Here is a 23004-nt window from a genome sequence, read left to right as displayed (position 1 = left end):
AAGATTGTGATGGACCAAAGCGCAAAAAACACAAACTGCACTCTAAGGAGCGTGTCATGTTCAAAGGCTCAATGCCAGCCCTCGTCACCCCGTTCAATAACGGCGAGTTGGACCTGAAGACGCTCAAACATCTGGTGGAGTGGCAGATTCAGCAAGGCTCGACCGGGCTGGTGCCCGTGGGCACCACTGGTGAAAGCCCCACGCTCAGCCACGAAGAACACGAGACCGTGGTCGAAGAGGTTGTCAAAGCTTCGGCTGGACGTGTGCCAGTGATCGCAGGTGCCGGGTCGAACAATACGGTCGAGGCGATGCGGTTCGTCCGATTCGCGCAAAATATCGGTGCGGATGCAGCGCTGGTTGTGACTCCGTATTATAACAAACCCACGCAAAAGGGCCTGCTGGCCCATTTCCGCGCGCTGCATGATTGCGCGGGTATTCCGATCATCATCTACAACATCCCCGGCCGGTCCATCGTTGACATGACGCCAGATACCATGGCTGAGCTGGCAGAGTTGCCGCGCATTGTTGGCGTCAAGGATGCCACGGGCGATCTGGCACGTGTCAGCCAGCAGCGCGCCGCCTGTGGGCCTGACTTCTGTCAGTTGTCGGGCGAAGACGCGACCGCGTTGGGCTTTAACGCTCATGGTGGCGTGGGCTGTATTTCGGTCACTGCCAATGTCGCGCCCAAACTGTGCGCCGAATTCCAGCAGGCCACTTTGGCTGGCGACTATGCCAAAGCGCTGGATTATCAGGACCGTCTGATGCCTCTGCATGAGGCAATCTTTATCGAGCCGGGTCTGGTCGGAGCAAAATACGCGCTCAGCAAGCTGGGGCTGTGCAGCGAAGAAGTTCGCTCGCCGCTGACTCCGCTGGAAAGCAGTACCAAATCGGCCATCGATGCGGCCATGGCCTATGCGGGTCTGGTGTAAGCTCTGATGTTTGGGCCTGCCTCTGTTCTGCAGGCCCGCTTAGCTTAAAAGCGGCTCAAGATGCCGGGTTTTGTCGGGATTTCGCACCATGTAGATGGCCACGATCCTGCCATCCTCGATCTTTAGGGACGTGGCCTGCACGGACCCGCCAGGTTCGCGATTTATGACCGCGGGCAAACCGTTCAGCCAGCAAATGACCCTAGTAAAAGTCTGCTGGGCAGACGGTTTTCGCGCCAGCCCGGTGAAGAACCGGGTGACTTTGTCCCGCCCATAGATCGGATTCAGGGTTGCGATGATTTTGCCCCCGCCATCCGAATGCAGCTGAACATCCCGCGCCAGTAGGTTTGTCAGGTGCTGCGTGTCCCCACTTTTGGCGGCGTTGAAAAACGCTTTGGCCAGTTCTTCGCCATGCGCGCGGTCAACACTGACGCGCGGTTTGACCTGCTCAACATGTTTGCGGGCGCGGCTGACCAGCTGACGACAGCTGCTCTGACTGCGTTGCAGCGTCTGGGATAGCTCGTCATAGGAATGTTCGAACACGTCATGCAGAAGGAAAGCAGCGCGTTCCAGCGGCGACAGCCGCTCCAGCGCCATCAAAAGCGCGACGGATACGTCCCGGTCCAATCGCTCGGTCGCGTCCGGGGTAATCAGAGGTTCCGGCAGCCACTCTCCGGGATAGGCCTCGCGCATGGTCCGGGCGGCGCGCAGGTGATCCAGGCAGAGCCTGGTCACGACACGTATGAGATAGCCAGTCCTGTCGCGCACCTGTTCGAGATCGACGCGCTGCCACCGCAGGTAAGCATCCTGCACAATATCCTCGGCATCGCTGACCGATCCGAGCATGCGGTATGCAACCGCAAACAGGCGCGGTTGCAGGTCGACAAAGGCCCGGTCCTTGGGCTGGTCCCCGGGCAGGGTCACGCGGCCGTGGCTTTTCTGGTTTCCGGGTGAGGCATCGCAAACCCAATGGCCAGGCGGTTCCATGCATTGATGGTGGTGATCACCAGGGTCAGCGCCACCTGGTCCGGCTGCGGAAACTGTACCGCCATGGCGTTATAGACGTCGTCCGGCGCGCGGCTGGTTTCGATGCGGGTCAGGGATTCCGCCCAGATCAGCGCTGCCCGTTCGCGTTCCGAATACAGCGACGATTCATGCCAGGCGTTCAACAAATGCAACCGATCTTCGGTTTCGCCGTTGTTGCGGGCGTCATGCGTGTGCATGTGAATGCAATAGGCGCAGCCATTTATCTGCGATACCCTGAGTTTGACCAGCTCGATCAGGCTGTGTTCCAGATCGGAGGCGCGCAGGCGTTCCTCCATATCGAGCATGGGCTGAAGCAAAGTGGGTGCGACGGCAAAGTGATTGATCCGGGGGGACATCGTATTCTCCTGTTTTGGGATTGAACAAAAACAGGACGTATGAGTCACTGGGTTTGTGACATGGGGTTACAAAAAAAGAGCCTCGAATCTGAGGCTCTTTTTCAGTCAGCGTTTGCCGTAATACAACCCGACCACATGTTCAGCCTGCGCAAAAAACAACCAGCGAGAGACGGCGACCCCCGCCAGGTGCGACAGAACGGCGAGCAGGGCAAAAAAGTGGTTGAACGGCAGCAACAGCAGGATAACGGGCACAAAGAAGGCCAGCAGAAACGAGATGATCCGCAGTTTTTCTGCATGTTTGCGCCCAACCACATGGACGAATTCGCGCAGCAGGTAGTTGGTGCCGGTATGTGGGGGCTCAAAGGCTGTGACCGCGCCACGCTGGCCCAGCCCTGTGGCGGTGCCCATATTGGTTCCGGATTGCGCAAAAGCCTTGTCGCCCAGCCACCAGTACAGCGCCTGTATCATTGCGGCGATCACCAGCAAGGGCACAGCAACTCCTGTCTGCCCCGCAAGCAGCGCACCGCCGGCAAGGCTGAAGCTGAGGAACATGGCGGGTGTCAGTTTCATGTTCCAGCGCGGGATGGTCTTGAGCTGCGTATAGATCATCGATGTCGTGAAAACTGTCGCCAGTGAAAACAGTGTGCCGAGGATACCCAGCGCGCCCCAGCGTTGACCGAAGAATACCGCGCCGATGGCAAACAGGCCCATAAAGATCAGAGCGATGACTGCGCACCAGCCTTCGCGACTAAGCCAGCTGGATTTCCACTGGGTAAAGGCCTTCAACGCCCGTTCCGGGTGACCCAGGTGAAAGGTCGAAGCCATCAATCCACCTACTGACAGACCAAAAGCGATGGCATAGAACACAAACGCCACCCAACCGCTGACGTCCGGCATTCCGAGACCCAGAAAGAACAACAGACCAAAACCCAGACCCGACAGGGTGGTGAATAGAATGACAGAAGGGGCCGGATGCATCAGAGCTTCTCCAGAGTCTTATCGAGCCAGCTGAGGAAACCCTTGGGTTCTTCGGCAATGGGGGCCAGAAGCGGGGCCAGAATGTCGATCTGGTCTTCAATCTGATCCTTGGGCCGCGGTGGCAGGTATTTGTTGACGGGTTTGGTGCCCATTTCGGGCATCAGGTCCATGCCCTCACGCTGGGCAACCAGTTTGCTGACATCGCTGTCGGGATCGCCGAGATCGCCGAAATGCCGTGCACCTGCTGGACAGGTACGTACGCACGATGGGACGCGGTCCACCTCGGGCAGGTTCTCATTGTAGATCCGGTCGACGCAGAGGGTGCATTTTTTCATCACGCCCTCAGCCGCGTCCAGTTCCCGCGCGCCGTAGGGGCAGGCCCAGGCGCATAATCCGCAACCGATGCAGTCGCTTTCATTGACCAGAACGATGCCATCCTCGACCCGCTTATAGCTGGCGCCTGTTGGGCAAACGGTGACGCAGGGCGCGTCCTCGCAATGCAGGCAGGACTTGGGGAAGTGGATCAACTGGGCGGCGGGCGCGGGGTGGGCGTCGGTCGGCGCGGGTTGTACCTCGTAGGAATGGACCCTGTTCAGGAAGGTGCCCGACGGGTTGGCGCCATAGGCGTCCTGATCCGACAGGGGCGCACCGTAGTTTTCTGTGTTCCAGCCCTTGCAGGAAATCACACAGGCATGGCAGCCGACACAGGTGTCCAGGTCGATGACCAGGCCCATTTTACGCTCGGTGGATTGCGGTAGCTGGGTCATTTCAGGAAACCTCGGCTTTGGGGCGCGGTGGAGGGGGCCAGCCCCCTCTTGAGTCTGCGGCTCAATTCACCCCCGGGATGTTTTTGGCCAGATGAAGAGCGAATCCGGGTCATTTGCCGACCTTCCACGCCAGATCTTTCGGGCCAGTGCCAACGGGTGATTCAAGCGCGTTGAATTCCGGCTGGCTTTCGGCATCTGAAGGCGGTGCAGCTTTTTCAAGTTTCACTTTCAGGTCGAACCACGCAGCTTGTCCGGTCACAGGGTCGGAATTGGCCCAGCGCATGCCGTCCCCTTTGGGGGGAAGCAATTCGTGGATCAGGTGGTTCAGCAGGAAGCCTTTGGTGGCCTCGGGCGCATCATTCTGCAGGGCCCATGCGCCTTTGCGTTTGCCGATGGCGTTCCAGGTCCAGACGGTGTTGTCGTTCAACGCGGCCATTTCCATCACTGGCACTGTGATCTCGCCGTGCGGCGAGCTGACTTTAGCCCAGTCGCCGTCTTGCAGATCGTGTTTGCGCATCAGCTTGGTCGGCACATAGAGAGGATTGCGCCCATGCAGTTGCCGCAGCCAGGCGTTCTGGGTGCCCCAGCTGTGATACATCGCCATCGGGCGCTGGGTCAGGGCGTTGATGGTGAAGCCCTCGTTGCCCTGCTGGTCGGTTTCGTACCAGATCGGCAGCGGGTCCATCGTGTCTTTGATCCGCTGGCGCAGGTTCTCGGGCGGCTGGCGGTCTCCGTGCCCTTCGGCGGCCAGCTGGAATTTGCGCATCGGTTCCGAGTAGAGCTGGAACAGGTAAGGCTGCGGGCTGTCATAGATGCCCATCCCCACGGCCCAGTCCTGATAGGCGGTATTCCACGGTTTGTAGTAATCGGCCCCGTCGGGGATGTGGGCGACGTAGAAACCGCCATTTTCGATATAGCGGTTCAACTGGTCCGGATTGACCTCGCCGCGGCCTTCCTTGTCGCCGTTTTCTCCGCGAAACCCGGCCAGAGGGCCAATGCCCGGCTTGCGCTGGTGATTGACGATGTAATCGGCGTAGTCTTTCCACTTGGGGCTACCGTCTTCGTTGGTAAAGCCCGGCAAGCTCATGCGGTTGGCCAATTCGACCAACACCGACTGGAATCCACGTACGTCCCGGTCGGGCTCAATCACGGGCCAACGGATCGCATCGGCGGCAGCGTCCGCCTCGCAAATCGGACGATCCAGCAACGAGATGCAGTCATGCCGTTCCAGATAGGTGGTATCGGGCAGGATCAGGTCGGCATAGGCAACCATTTCCGAGGAATAGGCATCCGAGTAGATGATATTCGGGATGACATATTTGCCGTCTTCGGTCTTGGCGGTCAGCATCTCCATCACACCTTTGGTGTTCATGGAGGAATTCCAAGACATGTTCGCCATATACATAAACAGCGTGTCGATCTTGTAGGGATCGCCAGCAGCGGCGTTCGAGATCACCATATGCATCAGCCCATGGGCCGACATCGGGTTTTCCCAGGTGAAGGCTTTGTCGATGCGCTGTGCGTTGCCGATTTCGTCCAGCAACAGGTCTGCGGGACCACGCGGGAAGCCAAGATGCGGGCCTTCCAGCGGGCGGCCGGGGCGGCGGTCGCCATGGGGCGTCGGATGCGCCTCGACTGGTTTGGGGTAGGGTGGTTTGAAGCGGAAACCACCGGGCACCTCGACCGTGCCGAGGAGGATTTGCAGCACATGAAGGGCGCGGCAGGTGTGGAACCCGTTGGCATGGGCCGAAATCCCGCGCATGGCGTGGAAACTGACCGGGCGACCGATCATCTTGGAGTGGGTCTCACCCCGGAAGTCGGTCCATTCCTGATCCAGCTCGATTGCCTCGTCAAAGGCGACACGGGCAATTTCCGCCGCGATGGCGCGGATGCGCTTGGCCGGGATGCCGCAGCGTTCGGCCACGGCGTCGGGCGCGTGTTCGTCGTTAAGGTACTTGTCGGCCATCAGGTGGAACACCGGGCGGTGGGTGACGCCGCCCTTTTCATAGGTGGCCGACAGATCCGGGCGCACACCGGGCTTGTCGAAGGCCGTGGGTTCGCCAGTCACTCGGTCGATCACCAGCGGCTTGCCATCCGCGTCGCGCAGGAACAGACCCTTTTCTGGGCCATCTGACGCATTCACCAGAACCGGCGCGTTGGTATAGCGGCTGAGGTAATCCAGATCGATCTTGCCCGCCTTCATCAGCACATGGATCAGCGACAGGATGAACAACCCGTCCGTGCCGGGCGTGATCCCGACCCAGTCATCGGCTACTGCGTTATAGCCGGATCGGATCGGGTTGACGCCGATCACCCGCGCGCCGCGCGCCTTGATCTTGCCTAGCCCCATCTTGATCGGGTTGCTGTCATGGTCCTCGGCCACACCGAACAACATGAACAGCTTGGTGTGATCCCAGTCGGGCTGGCCGAATTCCCAGAACGCGCCGCCCATCGTGTAGATGCCGCCTGCCGCCATGTTGACGGAGCAGAAACCGCCATGCGCGGCGTAGTTGGGCGTACCGAAATTCTGAGCCCAGAACGACGTAAAGCTTTGGCTCTGATCGCGGCCGGTGAAGAAGGCCAACTTTTGTGGCGCGGTTTCGTGCAATTCGTTCAGCCAGCCGACGGCGGTGCTGATCGCTTCGTCCCATTCTATCTCGCGGAATTCACCTGATCCGCGTGGGCCGACACGGCGCAGCGGTTTGCGAAGCCGGGACGGCGCATTAACCTGCATGATCCCGGCGCTGCCCTTGGCGCAGAGCACGCCCTTGTTGACCGGATGGTCGCGGTTGCCTTCGATATAGGCGACCTTTCCGTCCTTCATATGCACATTGATGCCACAGCGACAGGCGCACATGTAACAGGTGGTTTTGCGGACTTCGTCCGAGACCTTGGGCGACGTGTCAATTTTTGGCTGGTTCATCTTTTCCCCTGTCGGCCTTTGGTTCGATCATTTCCACATCTGGGCGCAAATCGGAACATTTTTTCGCGATACCCTGGCTCTTCTAGCTTTTTGTTCCGGTTTCGTGCGTTTGTGCCTGCACTGCAGTGACGGCGATCATGTGCAGGATATCTTCGGACGTACACCCGCGAGACAAATCATTGGCAGGTTTGGCCAAACCCTGCAGAACCGGCCCGATAGCTTCGACGCCGCCGATGCGTTGGGCGATTTTGTAACCCAGATTACCGGCGTTCAGGCTTGGGAACACAAAGACATTCGCCTGCCCTTCAAGCGGTGAACCGACGGCTTTTTTAGCCGCGACCTCGGGTACAAATGCCGCGTCGAACTGCAATTCGCCATCTATCAACAAATCTGGGTCTGACGCGCGGGCAATCTGCGTGGCCTCTACAACCTTGGATACCTTTGGGTGCTCGGCGCTGCCCGAGGTCGAGAAAGACAGCATGGCGACACGCGCAGTGTCTCCGGTCAGCGCGGTATAAGACGCGGCAGAGGCGCGGGCGATTTCGGCCATTTCCTGTGCATTCGGGTCAACCACAAGGCCGCAATCCGCAAAGACGCGTACACCTTTGACGTCGTGGTGATCCTGACAAAACAGCATCAGAAAGAAACTGGACACCATTGCGGCATCTGGTGCTGTCCCAATGATCTGCAGCGCGGCACGCACCGTGTCCGACGTGGTCTCGACTGCGCCACCAACTGTACCATCGACGATGCCTTCTTCGACCAGCAAGGCGGCATAGAACAGGCGGTTTTTGACTTGCTCCTGCGCCATCTCAATTGTCATGCCTTTGTGCTTGCGGCGTTCAAGCAAGGCTGCTGCAAACTGAGGCAGCAAAGGAGAGGAATCGGGGTCGTGGATTTCAATCCGGTTCGGGTCGAAACCCGAATGCGCCGTAAGAAGTGCCGAAACCTTGTCGTAGTTGCCCACAAGAACGATCTGCGCGACACCCTCTTTCACGGCCATGACCGCGCCTTCGACAATACGTGGATCATCGCCCTCGGACAGGGCGATGATTTTGTCAGATGCGGAGGCCGTGCCAAGAATGGCGCGCAGAGGTTTCACGCGGGTTATGCCCCAGCCTGCGGGGTCATGTCGTCGGTCGAGATACCAGCGACCGCAACCGGCTTTTTCATCGCATCGCGACGGAAGGGTTCGCCCAGTTCCTGGTTGATCATCGCTTCGATCAGAGTGGTGATACCGTTTTTCTGATCTTCAATGGCCTGATTCAGGGCTGCAGTCAGTTCGTCTTGCGTGCGTGCGACCACACCTTTCAAACCACAAGCCTGCGCGATACCAGCGTACGATACCTGAGTGTCCAGCTCGGTTCCGACGAAGTTGTCGTCAAACCAAAGGGTCGAGTTCCGCTTTTCCGCACCCCACTGGTAGTTACGGAAAACGATCTGAGTAACAGCGGGCCATTCGTCACGTCCGATGGCGGTCAGTTCGGTTACGGCAATACCAAAGGCGCCGTCACCCGAGAACCCGACAACCGGAACATCCGGACAACCGATTTTGGCGCCAATCACCGATGGCAGGCCATAACCACAGGGGCCGAACAGACCGGGGGCTAGGTATTTGCGGCCTTCTTCGAAGGACGGGTACGCGTTGCCAATGGCGCAGTTGTTGCCAATGTCAGACGAGATGATCGCTTCTTTCGGCAGGGCCTGCTGGATCGCACGCCACGCCATGCGGGGGCTCATCCAATCAGGTTTGGCGGAACGGGCGCGTTCATTCCAGGTGGTGCCCGGATCGTCCTGCTCGTGGTCCATCGACGTCAGTTCCTGCGCCCAGCGCGACTTGGTTTCCGCGATCTTCGCTTTGCGTGCATCGCGTCCTTCGTCACCTGCAGTGTCCGACAGCTGTGCCAGGATACTGGTTGCAACAGTGGCTGCGTCGCCAACGATACCGACAGATACCTTCTTGGTTAGGCCAATGCGATCGGGGTTAATATCAACCTGAATGATCTTTGCATTCGCTGGCCAGTATTCCATGCCATAGCCAGGAAGGGTCGAAAACGGGTTCAGGCGGGTGCCGAGACACAAAACCACGTCCGCTTCTTTGATCAGCTCCATACCGGCTTTCGAGCCGTTGTAACCCAACGGGCCAGCAAACAGCGGGTGCGAGCCCGGGAAGGCGTCGTTATGCTGGTAGCCAACACAAACCGGGGCGTCCAGACGCTCGGCCAGTGCTTTCGAGGCTTCGATGCCGCCCGCGGACAGAACCGTGCCCGCGCCGTTCAGGATGACAGGGTTCTTGGCATCCGACAGCAGCGCGGCGGCTTCGGTAACGGCTGATGTGCCGCCGGAAGGCAGTTCAAATTCAACCACGGCAGGCAGTTCGATATCGACAACCTGAGTGAAGAAATCACGTGGCACGTTGATCTGTGCCGGTGCCGAGGCGCGCTTGGCCTTGGTGATAACGCGGCTCAGAACTTCGGCCATCCGCGAGGGGTCGCGCACTTCTTCCTGATAGCAGACGCAGTCTGCAAACATGCGCATCTGTTCCATTTCCTGGAACCCGCCCTGACCCATGGTCTTGTTTGCGGCCTGCGGAGTTACCAGCAGCAGCGGGGTGTGGTTCCAGTAGGCGGTTTTGACGGCGGTGACAAAGTTGGTGATCCCGGGGCCGTTCTGCGCGATCATCATCGACATTTTGCCGGTGGCGCGTGTGTATCCGTCGGCCATCATCCCGCCCGAGCCTTCATGCGCGCAATCCCAGAAAGTAATGCCAGCTTTTCCAAAAATATCCGAGATCGGCATCATCGCCGAACCGATGATCCCGAATGCATGTTCGATCCCGTGCGATTGCAGAACCTTAACAAAGGCCTCTTCAGTGGTCATTTTCATCTGAGTATTCTCCGCGCAAAAGGGGTTGCAGCCGGATAATCAGTCCAGCCCTTGGATATGGTTTTGACCCATGGGGCAGGGCGGCGTTAGGGCCAGAACGTGCGGCGGTTTAGGTCCAGTGTCGCGCTAAGAGGTGCGAATGGCGTCCGCAATTAACTTCACACCTGGCGCAATCCGCTCAGCTGCGATGGACGAATAGCCGAGGCGATAGAAATTCTGCGGTTTTTCAGGCCCAGAAAAGAACGGAGCACCGGGTTCGATATGCACGCTTTGACTTTGCAGTTTGTGCGCAAGCCGTGTCATGTCGACATGGTCAGGAGCGGACATCCACATGGATGAACCGCCCAGTACACCACGCCCCGCAACGGTCAGCCCGTGTTCTGCAATGGCGGTGTCCATCGCATCGCGGCGCTTTGCCAGTGTTTTGGACATCCGCCGGATTTGCGCGTCGTAATGGCCCAACGACAGGAAATAGGCTGCGGTGCGCTGAATGTGCCCCGGCGGGTGGCGCAGCACCAGCGACCGCAGCGCCCGCGCCTCGCGGATAAAGGGTTCGGACCCGACCATGTAGCCAAGGCGCAATCCGGGAAACAGCGATTTCGAAAAGCTGCCGACATAGACGACGCGCCCGTCCCGGTCCATGGATTTCAGCGCGGGGGATGGCGCACCCAGAAACGCCATTTCAAATTCATAGTCATCCTCGACCACCATGGCGTCCAACTCTTTGGCGCGCTCCAGCAGGTGGGAGCGGCGATTGACGGGCATGGTTGCGGTCGTCGGGCTTTGGTGGCTGGGGGTGGTGAAAATGACGTCGGTCTGATCCGGCAGCGCTTCGGGCGGCAAACCGTCCCGATCCACGCTGAGCGGGGTTACAGTGCAGTCCCAGTGATCCAGAAGGCTCCGCAATGCATAGTAACAGGGGTCCTCGATCACGGCATTGCGGTTGTGGGTCAGTAAAATGCGCGAGGCCAGCCAAAGCGCATTTTGTGCCCCCAGCGTGATCAGAATCTCTTCGGGGCGGGCGGCGATGCCACGGCGGGGCAGGGTATGCCGGGCGATGAACTCGATCAGAAGGGGATCGTCCTGATCCACGTAATCGGCGGTCAGGGATTCGAAATCCTTGTGCCCCAGCGCGCGCACTGCGCACAGCCGCCAATTGGCATGATCGAACAGGGTCCGGTCGGCCTGGCCATAGATGAACGGGTAACGATAGTCCCGCCAGTTGCTGGGTTTGGGCAGAACGTCCCCGTCCGAGAAACGGCGCGCCAGTGTTTTGTCCCAATCCACGGTTTCTGTGCCGCGCGGAACCGGCGAGTATTTCGGCGGGACCGGCGCATTTTGCGATACGTAATAGCCGGACCGGCCCTTTGCTGTCAGGTAATCATTGGCCAGCAGTTCGGTATAGGCCAGCGTGACGGTGATCCGACTGACCCCCAGATGTGCGGCCAGTTTGCGCGACGAGGGCAGTTTTTCCCCGACATGGAATCTGCCGGACAGAATGCCCTCGGCAATCATCTGCTGGATCTGTGCCTGCAGCGTGCCCTGACCGTTAAGTTCCAGAAAGAAGGTGTCGACCGATATTCCCATAGGGCCTTATAGAGTGGACTTATAGGTTGAGCAATCTGGACTTACACTTTCGCCAAAAATATACGCCCTGCCGGTTGACGGAAGAATTTTATAAAATTAAGTAACTATAAATCTAGTTTAATGGAGTAAGCAAGATGTGGGAAACAGCAGCAGCTGGATTCTCGGCCATGGGTTCTGAGGCGCGGCTGAAGGTTCTGAAGACACTGGTCCGCGCCGGTGAGGGCGGTCTGACCGTTGGTGACATCCAAGAGCGGACGGGCATCGCCCCGTCGACCCTGGCCCATCACCTGCGATTTCTGGCGGCAGGTGGCGTGGTCGTACAAGAGAAAATCGGGCGCAGCACAATCAATCGCGCCAGTTACGGCGAATTGCGGACCCTGGCAGAGTTCATCCTCAGCGAATGTTGCGCGGATGAGGTTGGAAAGGCGGCAAACGATGGCTGATCTGACGCAAAACCCGAAAGTTTCGGCCAAGGCCGCGCTTGACCTGATCAAGACACCTTGGGCGGTGATTGTGGCTATGCTGGTCGCCGTTGCCATTCTGGATCCCGGAAACTGGGGCGAGGTGGTGATCTTTGCTGGCAAAGCATTGGCTCATACCGGGCAGTACATCCTGTTTGCCGTTCTTCTTTTGTCCTACCTCAAGGCCACCGGGGCCGAGGTCATGGTTGCCCGCGCCTTTGAGGGCCGCGAGACGCGGATGATCCTGCTGGCGGCGCTGTTTGGCGGGTTGGCTCCATTCTGTTCCTGCGAAGTCATTCCGTTCATCGCAGGATTGCTGGCGCTGGGCGCGCCACTGTCCGCAGTAATGGCGTTTTGGCTGAGCTCGCCTTTGATCGATCCGCCGACCTTGCTGATCACAGCGGGCGCGTTGGGCTGGCCCTTTGCCATCGGCAAGGCGATTGCGGCCGTGGCTTTGGGCCTGTTTGGCGGGTTCACCGTGCGGGCCTTGATGCGCGGCGGCGCATTTGCGCAGCCGCTGCGCGAATACAAGCCCGCCAGCTGCTGCGGCTGTGGCCCTAAGCAGGACGACAAACCTGTTTGGAAGTTCTGGCAAGAGCCGGAGCGCCGCACACGGTTCCGGGCCGAATTCGCCCAGAACGGTCTGTTTCTGCTGAAATGGCTGGCACTGGCCTATGTGCTTGAGGCGCTGTTGGTCAGCTATGTCCCGGCTGATCTGATTGCCCGCGTGGTCGGAGGCGAAGGTATTGTGCCCATCGTGATCGCTGCACTGGTTGGAATGCCTGCATACCTGAACTCGTACGTCGCGCCACCGCTTTTGGCTGGATTGACCGAACAAGGGATGAGCGCCGGGGCTGCGATGTCCTTCATGATCGCTGGCGCCGTCAGTTCCATCCCGGCCATGGCGGCAGTCTGGTCGCTGGTCAAACCACGGGTCTTTGCGACCTATCTGGGGCTGGGGATTACAGGTGCCATTATTTCAGGCATCCTGTTTCAAATGATCTGAATGAAAAACCGCCCGGTGTGACCATCGGGCGGTTTTGCTTGTTAGCTTGCTTCGCAATGGCGCGGCAGTTTGAAGCGATACCTGGCTTCGCCACTTTCCACAAAAACGCGTTTTTCGATACAGGCGCTGGTGCCGACGGTTTGCGAAACGGTGGCCTCGGTCGAAGTGATCGATGTGGCCGAACCATCTGGTAGCCGCACCGACGCGATGACGCCGTTCTTGAGGTCACCGTTGATCGCGGTCGACGACAGGACCGCAACGGTCATGAACGAGTCATGCTCGTGCTCGCCACTGTCGTTGAGCAGCAGCAAAGCGGCCGCAACCACGATCACCCCAACGCCGCCCACCACGGACAGGCCCCAGGTTTTCACAAAGGCATAGATCGAAACGGCGCGGTGCGGACCAAAGATTTTGGACAGAACGTTCAACATAGGTGTCTCATAGAAAAGGCCCCGGCCTGATCAGACCGAGGCAATGCCAGCGTTATGGGCGCGTTTCGTCTTCGTCTTCATCCTCGGCTCCGCCTTTGGGCAGGTTGAAGAAGCTGTCGGCGTCCACGATGGGCTCTTCTTTCTCTTCGCTGGGCTCATCAGACAGCGAGAAGGTCTCCAGACCCTCAATCGCGGTCGGGATCTTGGGGGCGGCGTCCATTTCCAGCGACTGCTCGGTCGAGACCAGTTTGCGGCGTTCGTCATCAGACATCACACCACCTTCAGCGGCTTTCTTGGCGGCGGCCTTTTGTACGATCGCGTCCAGCTCGGACTGTTTACACAGGCCCAAGGCAACGGGATCGATCGGCTGCATGTTGGAAATGTTCCAATGCGTCCGCTCGCGGATCGACTGGATGGTCGGCTTGGTGGTGCCGACCAGCTTGGCAATCTGACCGTCGCTGAGTTCGGGGTGGAACTTGACCAGCCACAGGATCGAGTTCGGACGGTCCTGACGCTTGGACAGTGGCGTGTACCGCGGGCCGCGGCGCTTTTCCTCGCCCGAGGCGGCCGGGTTGAACTTGAGCTTTAGCTTGTACAGTGGGTTGTTCTGAGCAGTGTCGATTTCGTCCTGGGTCAGCTGGTTGTTGGCGATCGGGTCGAACCCTTTGACGCCAGCGGCCACATCGCCATCTGCGATGCCCTGCACTTCCAACTCGTGCATCCCCACGAAGTCCGCGATCTGCTTGAAGCTGATCGTGGTGTTGTCCACCAGCCATACGGCTGTCGCCTTGGCCATAAGCGGTTTTGCCATCAGCCCGTCTCCTATAAATACATCTTTCCCGTCGCCGGAATTCGGCGGCCCCGGCTTGGGGCAGGTTTCCGTTGTCGGGGAACTTGGGGCGTATATAGTCGCGCAAAGGCAAGAAGGGAAGAGGTGAATGCGCCAGGTGAAGTTGGGGCTGATATTGTGGATGGTCACCGCCATGGCGGCGTTGGGGGATGGCGAAAAGGCGGGTGAGTTCGACTACTACGTGCTGGCGCTCAGCTGGTCGCCGAACTGGTGCGCGCGCGAAGGCGATGCGCGCGCTTCAGATCAATGCGACGCGCGCCATGACCACGGATGGATCCTGCACGGGCTCTGGCCGCAATACCATCAGGGTTGGCCTGCTTTTTGCCGCACGTCCGAGGCCCCGCCGACCCGTCGCATGACCCGGGAAATGACGGATATTCAGGGCACATCCGGGCTGGCCTGGCATCAGTGGAAGAAGCATGGCACCTGTTCGGGCCTCAGCGCGCCGGACTATTATGCATTGTCCCGCCAAGCCTATGGTCAGGTCCGGCGGCCCGATGTGTTCCGTAAACTGGAAGCCTCCGTCAAACTGCCTGCCACGGTTGTCGAAGATGCGTTCCTCAAGGCCAATCCGTCGTTGGAGCCGGACATGATCACCATCACCTGCAAGCAGGGCTATATCGAAGAAGTGCGGCTGTGCCTGTCCCGCGAGTTAGAGCCGGTACCTTGCGGTCGAGACGTGATCCGCGACTGCGCGGCCAAGGACGCGCTGTTTGATCCGATTCGTTAAAGCTCTTTGTTCTGGCATTCTCGGGCGTAGTCCAGTGCCTTGGCAGTGCCCTTCAGATCAATTGCCATGACAACCTCTCCGGCGGGATTGTACACCGTCATGGTCTTGTTCTGCGCGATGGCTTTGACGAAACTCCGGTCAGTGAAAAACACTGTCGCCCCCGGTACGTCGCGCTGATTGAACCCTATAGCATTGGCGTCAAAGCTCTTGCCGTCCAGTTCGAACCGGATGGGATAGCTTTTACCCTGTTCGATCTCGCCCCACGCCTTGTTGTAGACGGCGAAATACCCGCGATTATCCAGTGCGTCATATCCGATGCGCACCACCGAGAGGTCCTGATAGATCGTCTGGATCAGACATCCGTTGCCAAGAGCCGGGTCCATCATGATGTTCCAGCCTTCGACAAAGCCTTTGTCTATCAGTTCCTGCGACCATGCGGCGGTAGCGGTGAAGGCGGCGAAGGTGAGGGCGAGAAGGCGGGTCATGGGGTCGTTTCCTAGAATGGCAGCTTGTGAATCCGGATAGCTATCACCCAGCTTCCAGAGTTGATTTCAATAAACGCTTTCGCAAACTATAGCTTAGGTTCAACTTGATAGCTGTAGCTTTCTACCTTCTTCGACCCGCGTGTATGCCATTGAAAAGATAGAGGCAGTAAGAGCGGTGTTGAAGATACCCAGAAACCCAGCCACCGTCTGGTACACAGCATTTGAAACTGTGATACCAGCGAAAGTTTCTGGAACTTCTGAGGCAAAGCCCTGTTGATCCAACGTGAGCGCAACGCCCATGAAAATCAGGGAAAAAACCGTAGGTCCAGTGACAAGCCTCCAAAGAATAAACCAAAAACTCCTCCGGGCTCGCCTTAGAGCAGCGCGAACACCCGTCGAAGTCCGGATTGTCGCAGCCGGAATCATTGTGCCGACCGCAGCGAGTAACACGCCAAACAACGGAATGGAAAAGAGCATGGCGTAACCCAGTGCTTCGCGTCCGGAAAGCGCCTCGTCTGGCAGCGTGGATTTTACTATGAAAATGGTAGTAACCATTGCCAAAATAAGGAAAAAAATTGGAAGTAGAAATGCGACCCAGAAGCTCCAACTTGGAGAAGAGTTTTGGGGAAAAAATTGAAAAACCGAAACTGTGGTTCCGGTGAGCAGCGTGAAGTGAAATGCGAACGCCAGATACCCATAAACCATTAATGTTGGCACAAGAGATCGACCAATACTTCCTTGCCCCCAAATATCCAACAAAAACAAGATCACTGACGCAAACAGTACTGGCAGCCAGTAAATACGAAAAACGTGGAATGCTAGTTTTTACAAAGATAGTGCCTTAGTTCTTGATGGTATTAAATCGGGACGGGGCTAATTGAATTAGTTAAATGAGTTAAGGCTTACAATTCCTTCCGCGCCCTCAACGCCGCCGTAATCGTCCCGTCATCCAGATAATCCAGCTCTCCGCCAATCGGCACACCCTGCGCCAGTGAGGTCAGGCGCACCTGCCCCTCCAACTGATCTGCAATGTAATGGGCGGTGGTCTGGCCGTCGACCGTGGCGTTCAGGGCCAGAATGACCTCAGAAATCCCCTCGGCAGTCACCCGATCTTTGAGGCGAGGAATGCGCAACTCGTCCGGGCCAACCCCGTCCAGTGCCGACAGCGTCCCGCCCAGAACGTGATAGCGACCTTTGAACACCGCAGCGCGTTCCATCGCCCAGAGGTCGGCGACGTCTTCGACCACGCACAGCTCTCCGGTCGCGCGGACCTCGCTGTCGCAGATGTCACAGATATCGGTGGTGCCGACATTACCGCAATTCAGGCACTCGCGGGCAGTTGCTGCCACCTGCTGCATTACGTCCGACAGGGGCGTCAGCAGCCGGGCGCGTTTGCGGATCAGGTGCAATACAGCGCGACGGGCCGAGCGCGGACCCAGACCCGGCAGCTTGGCCATCAGGTCAATCAGATTGTCGATATCGCTGTTCGAACTCACTGCGTGTGCTCCTGCAAAAGGGCCGGGCAAATGCGCCCGGCCGAAGTGTCGTCAGGAGTGTCTATCAGAAGGGCAGCTTGATGTCTGCGGGCAGGCCCATGCTTTCGGTCAGGCGGGCCATTTCTTCCTGCGAACGTTCCGCTGCCTTGGTTTGCGCGTCTTTGATCGCGGCCAGGATCAGGTCCTCTACCACTTCCTTGTCGTCGCCGTTGAAGATCGACGGATCGATATCCAGACCTTTCAACTCACCCTTGGCGGTGGCAGTTGCCTTGACCAGACCAGCACCGGATTCGCCGACGACCATGATGGTGTTCAGCTCTTCCTGCATATCAGTCATCTTGGTCTGCAAATCCTGGGCGGATTTCATCATCTTGGCCATGTCGCCAAGACCGCCTAAACCTTTGAGCATCGTTTTTCTCCTATGAACCGGTTTGAGGCCTAAATACGGGCGCGGTTGGCGCGGCACAAGTGCAGAGCGCCCTCCCGCTCGTCGTCAAGGTCTTTGGCAAGACCTTTCCTCCCGTTGGGCCCGGCAGCGCGGGCCTTGCCCGCGCTGCCGGGCCCAAGGTCGCTCAGGGAAATCGGCGTCAGCCGATGGCCCGTGGCGGGCGCGGGAGGGGTTCGAATTGAGCGGTTTGAGGCTTCAATCTTCCTCGAACGGGTCCCATTCGTCTTCAACCTCAGGCAGGGCTTCGGTTTCAACCTTGGCCGCGCGTTGTTCAGGAGTTTCGATCCGCTTGATACGGGCATTGGGAAATTGCATCAGCACGGCCTGAACCAGCGGGTGCTGCTCGGCTTCGGCCTTGAGCGCCAGATCGGCGGCGTCCCTGACCTCGGCAATTGTGGCCGCGTTGCCATCGGCCACGATCGACACAGCCCAACGGTTGCCGGTCCAGCGCTGCAGCGCCGAGCCTAGCCTTTGGGCCAGATCTGTCGGGGCATTGTCCGACGGAGTGAACTCGATCCGACCGGGCTGGTATGAGATCAGGCGTACCCCGTTTTCGACCTCGACCAGCAGTTTCACGTCGCGGTTCGTTCGGATCAGTTCGACCACATGTTCGAATGTCGGATAGCGTGCAAGCGCCGTTTGGGTGTCCTGTGCCAGAGCAGCCGTTGGGGCGCCGGCGGGGCCGCGCGGCGCAGCGGCATAGGCGGACGACGCGGCCTGAGAAGGCGTTTGCGGCGGCACGGGTACACCGCCTCCGGGCCCGCCATTTGGCGGCGGTGAAGGTGCGTCCTGCAGGCGCTTGATCAGTTCAGCAGGGCTGGGCAGGTCGGCCACATGGGTCAGGCGAATGACAGCCATTTCAGCAGCCATCATCGCGTTTGGCGCGGCCGCCACCTCTTCGAGTGCTTTCAACAGCATCTGCCACATCCGCGTCAGAACCCGCATGGGCAGGGCGTCGGCCATCTGCAGGCCACGAGCGCGCTCGTCCGGGGAAACAGTTGGGTCATCGGCGGCATCTGGTGTGATTTTGACGACGGATACCCAATGGGTGATTTCAGCCAGATCACGCAGCACGGCCAGCGGGTCTGCGCCTTCGGCATATTGGGCGCTCAGTTCAGTCAAGGCGCCCGCCGCATCGCCGCGCAGAATCATGTCGATGAGGTCAAGCACACGCCCGCGATCGGCCAGACCCAGCATGGCGCGGACCTGATCGGCGTTGGTCTCACCCGCCCCGTGCGAGATGGCCTGATCCAGCAGCGATGTGGCGTCGCGGGCCGAGCCTTCGGCCGCGCGGGTGATCAGCGCCAGCGCGTCATCCGCGATCTGGGCGTTCTCTGCCGCTGCGATCTTGTTCAGCAACCCGATCATGTCTTCGGGTTCGATCCGACGCAGGTCGAACCGCTGGCAGCGCGACAGGACCGTGACCGGAACCTTGCGAATCTCAGTGGTCGCAAAGATGAATTTCACGTGTTCCGGCGGCTCTTCCAGCGTTTTGAGCAGCGCGTTGAATGCGCTGGTCGACAGCATGTGAACTTCGTCGATGATATAGATCTTGTAGCGCGCGCTGGCGGCGCGATAGCGGACGCTGTCGATGATTTCGCGAATATCGTTCACGCCGGTGCGGCTGGCGGCGTCCATCTCCATTACGTCGACATGGCGGCCTTCCATAATAGCGACACAATGCTCGCACTGCCCGCAGGGCTCGGTCGTGGGCTTGCCGTCCCCGTCAGGGCCAATGCAGTTCATGCCTTTGGCGATGATCCGTGCCGTGGTTGTTTTCCCGGTACCGCGGATGCCCGTCATAATGAAGGCCTGCGCGATGCGGTCCGCTTCGAACGCGTTTTTCAGCGTGCGCACCATGGCGTCCTGACCCACAAGATCAGCAAAGGTTTCAGGGCGGTACTTGCGGGCGAGAACCTGATAGGCGGGGCTTGGCGTGTCGTTCATATCTGCTCTGTCGGATTCGGGTCAGGGATGCAGCGTAGTGACCCCCGGCGTCCGCGTCCACAGCAGGCTTGGGCGAATTTTGGTTTGCAAAGCCTTTTGCGGATCATAGAAACAGAAGATGGCCCTGTGGCGGCCGGAATTTGGATAAGGACGCGCCTTGTGACTGACTTCGCGATCCACGCCTTGGCAGTTGGAAACGGCACCATTGCCTTGTCGCCGATGCCGGGGCGCGGTGGCGCGTATTCGCATGATCTGGCTGTAGTCCACGACTGGCAACCGGATCTGGTGATCTCGATGACAACCACGCCCGAGATGGCCCAGAACGGGGCCGAAGGGCTTGGCTGCGATCTGGCGGATCACGATATTGCATGGGCGCATCTGCCTGTTCAGGATTTTGGTGCTCCGTTGCCGGAAATTGATGCCTTGTGGGCAGAGCTTAGCACGCAAGCGGATCAGATACTGTCACGCAGAGGCAAGGTGCTGGTGCATTGCCGGGGCGGCTGCGGCCGTTCGGGAATGGTCGTGCTGCGCATTATGGTAGCACATGGCGAGGCACCCGCCGCCGCGCTGGCGCGTTTGCGCGCGGTGCGGCCTTGTGCGGTTGAAACCAAGGATCAGGCGGCCTGGGCTGCGCAAGCAGCCCGCCTTGATCACATCTCAGGTCAAAGCGCGACTTGATTGTCGACCCGTGCGACCGGACGAGGTGCCAGTGCGTCGACTTCAAGCATCGCACAGGGCGGGTTCGACATCAGACCGGCAGGCATTGCGTTGATTGTGGCGCCAAACATCATGTCCGCATAACTGTCCAGAGTGTCAGCCAGAGTATCGTCAGGAGTGTCGCAGAACACACGGATCCGTTCTTTTTGCGCTTTGAAACGGGCGATACAGCCAGGCGTGCAATGGGTTAGTTCGCTGCTACCTTCGACCTGAAACTCTGGCCTTGTGACCGGGGTTGCGGTATTCATCGCGTCGACAATTGCACGGGCCATCTGTGCCAGGGCCGGACAGGTTTTACCGGTGCGCTGGCACACGGTTGCTTTGAATTCGTGGGTCTTTGTCTTCCAGATCATACTGCGCCCTCCGCGCGTGGAACGAGGGGCATGGATCAGGTGTGACAGCGCGCTGACAACCTGCCCGGACACCCCGCCCGAGTTTCGGTTTCGTTTGGATGGCAGGTCTCCTGACTTGCGGATCATCGCTTTGCCGACCTTCCCAGCCTTGGGGCCAGTGGTGTTTCGGCATTGCTCACCGCTCACAGTTGCGGGGGCAGTCGCGGCTTTGATCCGTTCCGGCATTGCCGGTGTGGACCGCACCGTGTTCCCTTTTCATCCCGCCCCGGGGACCGGGGACGAGAACCATCCCCCAATCGCTAGCGGCTGTGTGTGGCCTGAGTCAAGCAGGGTTTTGCGGTCGCAAGCGGACGTGTGGTCATGTTGGGCCGGTCTTGACTCGGGGGTTTAAAACATGCGGACTCACTTAGGTGAACCGAACAGTTCAGAATTGGAGCATGGACGCCATGTTGGACAACACACACGCGGTAACCACCGAGGATTTTCTGTCCCCCTCGGGCCCGGCCAGCCTGTCGGCGCGGCTGTACCTGCCGGCGACGCCTCCTATGGTCGCGGTTGTTGTGCATAGTGCGACAGGTGTGCCCCGGGATTACTACAAGCATTTCGCCCGCTGGCTGGCCGCCGAGCGGGGCATGGCCTGCCTGACTTATGACTACCGCGACTTTGGACACTCGTTGACCGGGTCGATGAAGGCGTCCAAGGCCACGATGGCCGAATGGGCACTGGTCGACATGCCGTCTGCAAGGGCAGAGATGCGTCGGCGGTTTCCCGATGCCCAGCAGTGGAGCATTGGTCATTCAGTCGGCGGCTTGCTGGGTCCGATACAGCCGGATATTGATCAGATCGACAGGATGATTTGTGTCTGCTCGGGGCTTGTTACCCTGACTGACCACCCCTGGCCATACCGGGCGCTGGCGTGGATGTTCTGGAATGGGCATGCGCCGCTGGCGGTGAAGGCCATGGGATATCTGCCGGGCAAAGCGCTGGGATTTGGCGCAAACCTGCCCGCATCGGTGTATTGGCAGTGGCGCAAATGGTGCACCGCGCCGCTGAACTACGTACCAGAGATCGGGGATACCCTGCCTAATGCGCGCTGGGCGGGGTCGAATACACCGGTGGATCTGTTCGCCTTCAAGGATGACCAGATGGTGCCGCCAGACGCGGTCTGGCGGCTTGCTGATTTGTATGGGCCAAAGGCACGTCGACACGAGCTGTCTCCGAGTGAGTTCGGCTTGCCCGAGATTGGCCATATCGGGGCCTTTGCGCGCCGGAACGCGGCGATCTGGCCTCAGTTGATTGCCTGATTGACGGGGTTGCTCACCGGGTGCCTACGGCCTTTTGCGGGATTTCTTTTCCTGCATCACGGATCGCACCATTTTGCCAAAGGCCTTATCGCGGGCCCGCGACTGCGCCACGGATTCAGAGTTCCTCTGGTCTTCGCGCCGCAATTTTCGCCAGCGCTCCAGCCTGTCTGCATCAAGCACCCCGTCCGCAATCGCGTTCTGCACTGCACAACCAGGTTCGGCCTGATGCTGGCAATCGGAAAACCGACAGCCTTCGGCCAAGTCCAGAATGTCTGAAAAGACCTCATCCACGCCGTCCTGCGCATCCAGCAGGCGCAAGGCGCGCATTCCGGGCGTGTCGACCAGCCATCCCCGATTCACCATCTGGTGCAGCGCTCGCGCCGTCGTTGTGTGCCGACCGCGGGCATCGTCCTCGCGGATACCTGCGGTGTCTTCGCTGAGCCCCGTCATGGCGTTGGCCAATGTTGTCTTTCCAACCCCTGATGAGCCAACCAAAGCGGCGGTTTGTCCGGCAGGACACCAAGACAGGATCTGTTGCACGTCCGAGCGGTCCAACGCGTTGACAGTCAAAACGGTCAGGAACGGTGCCAGCGATTGCGCGCGTCCTGCGTAGGTCTGCGGGTCAGCGCAGGTATCAGCCTTGGTCAGGACAACAACCGGATAGCACCCGGCCTGATGCGCCATCGCCAGATAGCGTTCGAGCCGGGCCAGATTGAAATCGGCGTTACACGAGCTGACGATGAACAGCACATCGACATTGGCCGCGATCAATTGAACTTCGGCGCTGGTGCCTGCGGCGCGACGTTGCAGCAGGCTGCGGCGGTCCAAAAGGTGCTGGACCCGGTTTTGGCTGTCGGCCAGCACCCAGTCGCCGACCGTGAAATCACCGGTGGGCCGGCCCGAGGTCAACAGGGGAAAGTCGCCCTGTGTGTTCACACCGATCAGGCGATCGCGGTGAACGGCGTGAACGCGAAAAGGATTGCATGAAGGATTGGCCGCATGCTGCGCGGCAAAGTGAGAGGACCATCCCAGGTCCGATAGAGTAAGGGTCATTGGTCTGCCTGTGTTCAGGTACAGCGAACCGGCGGGATGGCGGTCGCGCATCCGTCGGTGATGTGTTTAGGCAGGTGTAGGAACAGGGTTCAGAGACGCTCTGCCTGAAGGGGTTTTGCTACAATCATAAAAGCCCTCCTGCGGCTGATGGTCTGTTTAAGTGAGAGGTTGGACATCGACCCAAGCGGGGCTCGTTGTGGCTGCTTCCTTCCGGATCTGACCAGGTTGGCGAGGCGCTCGCCCGCGCCAACCTCTCAGGGGTGGATATAGGCAA

General features: G+C 59.3%; 23 protein-coding genes, 1 other RNA gene and 1 riboswitch. Of the genes, 6 read left to right on the top strand and 18 right to left on the bottom strand.

Annotation, left to right across the window (positions count from 1 at the left end; genetic code table 11):
• Positions 1–56 precede the first annotated feature (56 nt).
• Positions 57–929, top strand: coding sequence for a 4-hydroxy-tetrahydrodipicolinate synthase (dapA, locus tag RUM8411_RS14100; RefSeq protein ID WP_085823352.1), 873 nt, complete (start codon positions 57–59; stop codon positions 927–929).
• Positions 930–968: 39 nt separating this feature from the next.
• Here the strand turns inward: dapA and RUM8411_RS14095 are convergent, their stop codons facing one another.
• The 8 genes from RUM8411_RS14095 to pdxR all read right to left on the bottom strand — a co-directional run bounded on the left by RUM8411_RS14095 (position 969) and on the right by pdxR (position 11449).
• Positions 969–1844 (bottom strand): sigma-70 family RNA polymerase sigma factor, encoded by an 876-nt coding sequence (locus RUM8411_RS14095; RefSeq protein WP_370738040.1) that lies wholly within the window; start codon positions 1842–1844, stop codon positions 969–971.
• Positions 1845–1846: 2 nt separating this feature from the next.
• The gene (locus RUM8411_RS14090; protein WP_085823350.1) at positions 1847–2308 is read right to left on the bottom strand and encodes a carboxymuconolactone decarboxylase family protein; all 462 of its coding nucleotides are present in this window, start codon (positions 2306–2308) and stop codon (positions 1847–1849) included.
• Between the two features lie 105 nt (positions 2309–2413).
• Entirely contained in the window at positions 2414–3286 is an 873-nt protein-coding gene (locus RUM8411_RS14085; RefSeq protein ID WP_085823349.1) for a dimethyl sulfoxide reductase anchor subunit family protein, read from the bottom strand.
• Positions 3286–4053 (bottom strand): 4Fe-4S dicluster domain-containing protein, encoded by a 768-nt coding sequence (locus RUM8411_RS14080; protein WP_085823348.1) that lies wholly within the window; start codon positions 4051–4053, stop codon positions 3286–3288. The genes RUM8411_RS14085 and RUM8411_RS14080 overlap by 1 nt, the downstream gene beginning before the upstream one ends.
• Positions 4054–4162: 109 nt before the next feature.
• Positions 4163–6976 carry a molybdopterin oxidoreductase family protein gene (locus RUM8411_RS14075; protein WP_085823347.1) on the bottom strand — a complete coding sequence of 938 codons (2814 nt, stop codon included), beginning with the start codon at positions 6974–6976 and terminating at the stop codon, positions 4163–4165.
• 82 nt (positions 6977–7058) lie between these two features.
• A complete protein-coding gene (pta, locus tag RUM8411_RS14070; RefSeq protein ID WP_085823346.1) occupies positions 7059–8078 on the bottom strand; it encodes a phosphate acetyltransferase in 1020 nt (339 codons plus the stop codon).
• Positions 8079–8083: 5 nt separating this feature from the next.
• Positions 8084–9862, bottom strand: a complete 1779-nt coding sequence (gene xsc, locus RUM8411_RS14065; protein WP_085823345.1) for a sulfoacetaldehyde acetyltransferase — start codon at positions 9860–9862, stop codon at positions 8084–8086.
• Positions 9863–9988: 126 nt separating this feature from the next.
• Complete coding sequence (gene pdxR, locus RUM8411_RS14060; RefSeq protein ID WP_085823344.1) at positions 9989–11449, bottom strand: MocR-like pyridoxine biosynthesis transcription factor PdxR; 1461 nt, start codon at positions 11447–11449, stop codon at positions 9989–9991.
• A gap of 134 nt (positions 11450–11583) precedes the next feature.
• Between pdxR and RUM8411_RS14055 the strand changes: the two genes are divergently transcribed.
• Together RUM8411_RS14055 and RUM8411_RS14050 are read left to right on the top strand one after the other, a co-directional pair.
• Positions 11584–11892, top strand: coding sequence for an ArsR/SmtB family transcription factor (locus RUM8411_RS14055; protein ID WP_085823343.1), 309 nt, complete (start codon positions 11584–11586; stop codon positions 11890–11892).
• Complete coding sequence (locus RUM8411_RS14050) at positions 11885–12916, top strand: permease (protein ID WP_085823342.1); 1032 nt, start codon at positions 11885–11887, stop codon at positions 12914–12916. Before RUM8411_RS14055 ends, RUM8411_RS14050 begins: the two co-directional genes overlap by 8 nt.
• A gap of 41 nt (positions 12917–12957) precedes the next feature.
• Here the strand turns inward: RUM8411_RS14050 and RUM8411_RS14045 are convergent, their stop codons facing one another.
• The gene (locus RUM8411_RS14045) at positions 12958–13347 is read right to left on the bottom strand and encodes a hypothetical protein (protein WP_085823341.1); all 390 of its coding nucleotides are present in this window, start codon (positions 13345–13347) and stop codon (positions 12958–12960) included.
• 52 nt (positions 13348–13399) lie between these two features.
• A complete protein-coding gene (locus RUM8411_RS14040; RefSeq protein ID WP_085823340.1) occupies positions 13400–14158 on the bottom strand; it encodes a DUF1013 domain-containing protein in 759 nt (252 codons plus the stop codon).
• 127 nt (positions 14159–14285) lie between these two features.
• On the opposite strand from RUM8411_RS14040, the gene RUM8411_RS14035 reads away from it, so the two are divergent.
• Positions 14286–14927, top strand: coding sequence for a ribonuclease T2 family protein (locus RUM8411_RS14035; protein ID WP_085823339.1), 642 nt, complete (start codon positions 14286–14288; stop codon positions 14925–14927).
• Here the strand turns inward: RUM8411_RS14035 and RUM8411_RS14030 are convergent.
• From RUM8411_RS14030 to RUM8411_RS14010, 5 genes are all read right to left on the bottom strand, one after another.
• Positions 14924–15412, bottom strand: coding sequence for a hypothetical protein (locus tag RUM8411_RS14030; RefSeq protein ID WP_085823338.1), 489 nt, complete (start codon positions 15410–15412; stop codon positions 14924–14926). The genes RUM8411_RS14035 and RUM8411_RS14030 overlap by 4 nt on opposite strands.
• Before the next feature lie 99 nt (positions 15413–15511).
• Entirely contained in the window at positions 15512–16171 is a 660-nt protein-coding gene (locus tag RUM8411_RS14025) for a hypothetical protein (protein ID WP_159453904.1), read from the bottom strand.
• Between the two features lie 143 nt (positions 16172–16314).
• Positions 16315–16908, bottom strand: a complete 594-nt coding sequence (gene recR, locus RUM8411_RS14020) for a recombination mediator RecR (RefSeq protein ID WP_085823336.1) — start codon at positions 16906–16908, stop codon at positions 16315–16317.
• A 64-nt stretch (positions 16909–16972) separates the two neighbouring features.
• On the bottom strand, positions 16973–17317 hold the full coding sequence (locus tag RUM8411_RS14015; RefSeq protein WP_085823335.1) for a YbaB/EbfC family nucleoid-associated protein: 345 nt from the start codon (positions 17315–17317) through the stop codon (positions 16973–16975).
• Between the two features lie 234 nt (positions 17318–17551).
• Complete coding sequence (locus RUM8411_RS14010) at positions 17552–19303, bottom strand: DNA polymerase III subunit gamma/tau (RefSeq protein ID WP_085823334.1); 1752 nt, start codon at positions 19301–19303, stop codon at positions 17552–17554.
• Between the two features lie 159 nt (positions 19304–19462).
• Here RUM8411_RS14010 and RUM8411_RS14005 point away from each other — a divergent pair, with 159 nt between their 5' ends.
• A complete protein-coding gene (locus RUM8411_RS14005) occupies positions 19463–19981 on the top strand; it encodes a protein-tyrosine phosphatase family protein (protein ID WP_234995238.1) in 519 nt (172 codons plus the stop codon).
• On the opposite strand, the gene RUM8411_RS14000 is transcribed toward RUM8411_RS14005, so the two are convergent.
• Complete coding sequence (locus RUM8411_RS14000; protein WP_085823332.1) at positions 19966–20373, bottom strand: hypothetical protein; 408 nt, start codon at positions 20371–20373, stop codon at positions 19966–19968. The two genes, RUM8411_RS14005 and RUM8411_RS14000, sit on opposite strands and share 16 nt — an antisense overlap.
• An 83-nt stretch (positions 20374–20456) precedes the next feature.
• A riboswitch (cobalamin riboswitch) is annotated at positions 20457–20678 on the bottom strand.
• A gap of 141 nt (positions 20679–20819) precedes the next feature.
• On the opposite strand from RUM8411_RS14000, the gene RUM8411_RS13995 reads away from it, so the two are divergent.
• A complete protein-coding gene (locus RUM8411_RS13995; protein ID WP_085823482.1) occupies positions 20820–21677 on the top strand; it encodes an alpha/beta hydrolase family protein in 858 nt (285 codons plus the stop codon).
• 24 nt (positions 21678–21701) lie between these two features.
• On the opposite strand, the gene rsgA is transcribed toward RUM8411_RS13995, so the two are convergent.
• Positions 21702–22730 carry a ribosome small subunit-dependent GTPase A gene (gene rsgA / locus RUM8411_RS13990; protein WP_085823331.1) on the bottom strand — a complete coding sequence of 343 codons (1029 nt, stop codon included), beginning with the start codon at positions 22728–22730 and terminating at the stop codon, positions 21702–21704.
• A gap of 158 nt (positions 22731–22888) precedes the next feature.
• Positions 22889–22987: signal recognition particle sRNA small type (gene ffs, locus RUM8411_RS13985), an RNA gene on the bottom strand.
• Positions 22988–23004: the final 17 nt, after the last annotated feature.

This window comes from Ruegeria meonggei (assembly GCF_900172215.1).
GTDB lineage: Bacteria > Pseudomonadota > Alphaproteobacteria > Rhodobacterales > Rhodobacteraceae > Ruegeria > Ruegeria meonggei.
Note: the sequence above shows the minus strand (reverse complement) of the source record. Positions and strands in the feature narration are given on the sequence as shown.